Origin of the sequence: Mycobacterium sp. UM_11 (assembly GCF_001414075.1) — a bacterium.
Lineage (GTDB): Bacteria > Actinomycetota > Actinomycetes > Mycobacteriales > Mycobacteriaceae > Mycobacterium.
Genome location: NZ_LATC01000194.1, coordinates 1 through 3,321, shown reverse-complemented (window position 1 = coordinate 3,321; position 3,321 = coordinate 1). Strand labels below are relative to the sequence as shown.

General features: G+C 68.6%; 6 protein-coding genes. 4 read left to right on the top strand and 2 right to left on the bottom strand.

Going from position 1 to position 3,321, the window contains the following annotated elements; genetic code table 11:
• The 4 genes from WU80_RS24400 to WU80_RS24385 form a co-directional block, all read left to right on the top strand.
• Window positions 1-287, top strand: a 287-nt coding sequence (locus WU80_RS24400) for a hypothetical protein (RefSeq protein ID WP_055405883.1), incomplete at its 5' end; no start/stop codon positions are given.
• A gap of 89 nt (window positions 288-376) precedes the next feature.
• A complete protein-coding gene (gene usfY, locus WU80_RS24395; RefSeq protein ID WP_055405179.1) occupies window positions 377-688 on the top strand; it encodes a protein UsfY in 312 nt (103 codons plus the stop codon).
• 388 nt (window positions 689-1,076) lie between these two features.
• Window positions 1,077-1,514: an ATP-binding protein gene (locus WU80_RS24390; RefSeq protein ID WP_055405180.1), complete on the top strand. Its 438-nt coding sequence runs from the start codon at window positions 1,077-1,079 to the stop codon at window positions 1,512-1,514.
• Window positions 1,511-2,299, top strand: a complete 789-nt coding sequence (locus WU80_RS24385) for an RNA polymerase sigma factor SigF (RefSeq protein ID WP_055405181.1) — start codon at window positions 1,511-1,513, stop codon at window positions 2,297-2,299. The genes WU80_RS24390 and WU80_RS24385 overlap by 4 nt, the downstream gene beginning before the upstream one ends.
• Here the strand turns inward: WU80_RS24385 and WU80_RS24380 are convergent.
• Together WU80_RS24380 and WU80_RS24375 are read right to left on the bottom strand one after the other, a co-directional pair.
• The gene (locus WU80_RS24380; protein WP_055405182.1) at window positions 2,270-2,701 is read right to left on the bottom strand and encodes an STAS domain-containing protein; all 432 of its coding nucleotides are present in this window, start codon (window positions 2,699-2,701) and stop codon (window positions 2,270-2,272) included. The genes WU80_RS24385 and WU80_RS24380 overlap by 30 nt on opposite strands.
• A gap of 166 nt (window positions 2,702-2,867) precedes the next feature.
• The coding region (locus WU80_RS24375) for a biotin/lipoyl-containing protein (RefSeq protein WP_156371880.1) at window positions 2,868-3,321 on the bottom strand (454 nt) is incomplete at its 5' end.

Here is a 3,321-nt window from a genome sequence, read left to right as displayed (position 1 = left end):
CGGCGGTGGTCTTTCTGGTCATGGCCGCGCTGTGGGTGAGCACCTGCCCGAGCAATGGCGTCGACACCGTCGCCTGCGGCGCGCCGCAGCGGACGCTGCTGGCGGTGGGGGGACCGTTGATCCTGCTGGCGTCCGGGCTGTGGGCGTTCCTGCGCACCTATCGCGTGTGGAAGGCGCAGGGCACCTGGTGGGGTTGGCACGGTGCGGGCTGGTTCCTGTTCACCCTGATGGTCTTGATGGTGGCGCTGGGCGTGGCCCCGATCGCGGGCCCGGCGCTGCCCCTCTGACTGGGTCTCGCCAAAAGCCTCCCGGGCGATCTACCGTTGATGGTGCAACCCGTATTGAGCTGCGCAAGAGATCTCCACTAGGAGCAGCCATGGGAGACACCTTTCATGACCCCGTCGACCATCTGAGGACTACGCGGCCGCTCGCCGGGGAGTCGTTGATCGACGTGTTGCACTGGCCCGGTTATTTGCTGGTGGTGGCCGGCGTGATCGGGGGGTGCGGAAGCCTGGCGGCCTTCGGCACCGGACACCACCACGAGGGCATGACCGCGGGCGTGCTCGCGATCGTCGCCGCCGTCCTCGGGCTGGCGTGGGTGGCGGTGGAGCACCGGCGGATTCGCCGGATCGCCGATCGCTGGTACGCCGAACACCCCGAGGTCTACCGGCAGCGGCCCGCCAGTTAGGAGCCCGTCCGGCGCGGCCGACCCCGCGGCGAGGCCATTTTTGCCAGCAAGCAAACCCGGGGGTTACCGGCCCCGTCGAGCGGGTATCAGGTGTGCACCATGATGAGTGCCGGAACGGTTGCGTCAGCGTGGTCGCCCCATCATGTGGGCCAGGATCACGTAGACACCGACATAGATGCATACAGCGAGAACGACCAGTATCAGCAGCGCGATCCCGGCGATCACCGCCACGCGCTTGAGCCGCCGCGCCCGAACCGGATCGGCGGTTCAGGCGCGCTTGTGCCGGGTCGAATACCCGGCGGCAGCCATGACTAATCGGCTCGAACGGCCGGTACACGGCGGGCTGAGGGGTGGTAGTAGTGTCAGTCAACCATTGCCGGGAGACCAGATGAACGACGCGGGATTGCGCACTAACAAACGTCAGCGTGGCCATCGCGCCGTCGAGCTGCACGTCGCGGCACGCCTGGAGAACCTCGCGATGCTCCGGACGCTGGTCGGCGCGATCGGCACCTTCGAGGACCTGGACTTCGACGCCGTGGCCGACCTGCGCCTGGCGGTGGACGAGGTGTGCACCCGGTTGATCCGCTGTGCCACCCCCGACGCGACTCTGGTGGTCGTGGTCGACCCGCAGGACGACCAACTGGTGGTGGAGGCGTCCGCGGCGTGCGACACCCACGACGTGGTGGCGCCCGGCAGCTTCAGCTGGCACGTCCTGACGTCGCTGGCCGACGACGTCCAGACCTTCCACGATGGTCGCGAACCCAACCAAACCGGCAGCGTCTTCGGTATCACGCTAACGGCGCGACGGGCGGCCTCCAGCAGGTGACCCCACCAGCTGCCGGCGGTTCCGTCTCGCGCCCGAACGAGTACGCCGATGTCCCGGACATGTTCCGCGAGTTGGCCGATGTCGCTCCGGACTCGATGGAATTCCAGCGTCAACGGGACAAGATCGTCGAGCGCTGCCTGCCGCTCGCCGATCACATCGCCCGCCGGTTCGAGGGACGCGGCGAACCGCGCGACGACCTCGTGCAGGTTGCGCGCGTCGGTCTGGTCAACGCGGTGGTCCGCTTCGACGTGGAGACCGGTTCCGACTTCGTGTCGTTCGCGGTGCCCACGATCATGGGCGAGGTCCGCCGGCACTTCCGGGACAACAGTTGGTCGGTCAAGGTGCCGCGGCGCCTGAAGGAACTGCACCTGCGCCTGGGCACCGCCACCGCCGATCTGTCGCAACGGCTGGGCCGGGCGCCCACCGCGACCGAACTCGCCGCCGAGCTGGGCATGGACCGCGAGGAGGTGGTCGAGGGCCTGGTGGCGGGCAGCTCCTATAACACCCTGTCCATCGACAGCGGGGGCGGCAGCGACGAGGACGAGGCCCGCGCCATCGCCGACACGCTGGGCGACGTCGACACCGGGCTGGACCGGATCGAGGATCAGGAGTCGCTGCGGCCACTGCTCGAGGCGCTGCCCGAGCGGGAACGAACGGTGTTGGTGCTCAGGTTCTTCGAGTCGATGACGCAGACACAGATCGCCGAACGGGTCGGCATCTCGCAGATGCACGTCTCCCGCCTGCTGGCGAAGTCGCTAACGCGGCTGCGTGACCAACTGCAGTAGGGAGCGCGGCTCTTCCTCGCCGTCGTGCAGCTCTCCCAACAGCGGCTCGAGCGCGGGCGTCGTCACCGGCAGGGTGCCGTCGGGGTCGCAGATCCGCAGCAGGCGCGCCACCGCCGGGCTGGGCGCCATCGCCCAGGACGCCTGGGCGCCCGAGCACACCACGTTGATCCGGTGCAGGGACGAAAACCCGGCCGTGCCAATGAATTTCAGGCCGCGCAGGTCCAGGATCACGCGCCGGGTGCGACCGATGCCGTGCCGCACGTAGGCCACCAGCTGGTCGGCGTTGGCGGCGTCGAGCTCACCGTCCACCGTGATCAGGGTCCCCGTGGGTTCCCAGCGCGCGGTGAAATGCGCCGGGCGGCTGTGTTGCCAAGATTGGGCCACAGACATTACTGACTCCATCCGAAAGCAGGATGCGCGAAGACGTCAGGAGTGCTTTTGAGGACAGGGAATTCACCTGCCCCGCGCGCCTTGACGTGATCCGGACGGCTGTGAACTCAACCTGCCCCGAACGGTACCCGCGCAGGGCGAGCCCGACAACTGTTTCCGGGGATTATTGTTCCGCTGGTTACTTGATCTCGGCGAGCACCGTGCCCTGGGTGATGGCCGCACCGGCCTCCACCGCGAGTCCGGTGATGACGCCGTCCTTGTGCGCGGTCACCGGGTTCTCCATCTTCATCGCCTCGAGGACGACGACCAGGTCGCCCGCGGCGACCTCCTGTCCCTCCTCGACCGCGACCTTGACCACGGTGCCCTGCATGGGGGCGGTCACCGCGTCACCGGAGGCCGCCGCACCCGAGTGCGCCCCGCGCTTGCGCGGCTTGGGCTTCTTGCGGATGACACCGGCCTCGCCCGCGCTGCCGTTGGACAGGGCCAGATCGCCGGGCAGCGACACCTCGAGGCGACGGCCGCCGACCTCCACCACCACCGTCTGGCGGGGCCGGGCGTCCTCCTCGTCGAGGGGCTCGCCACCGGTGAAGGGCTCGATGGTGTTGTTCCACTCGGTCTCGATCCAGCGGGTG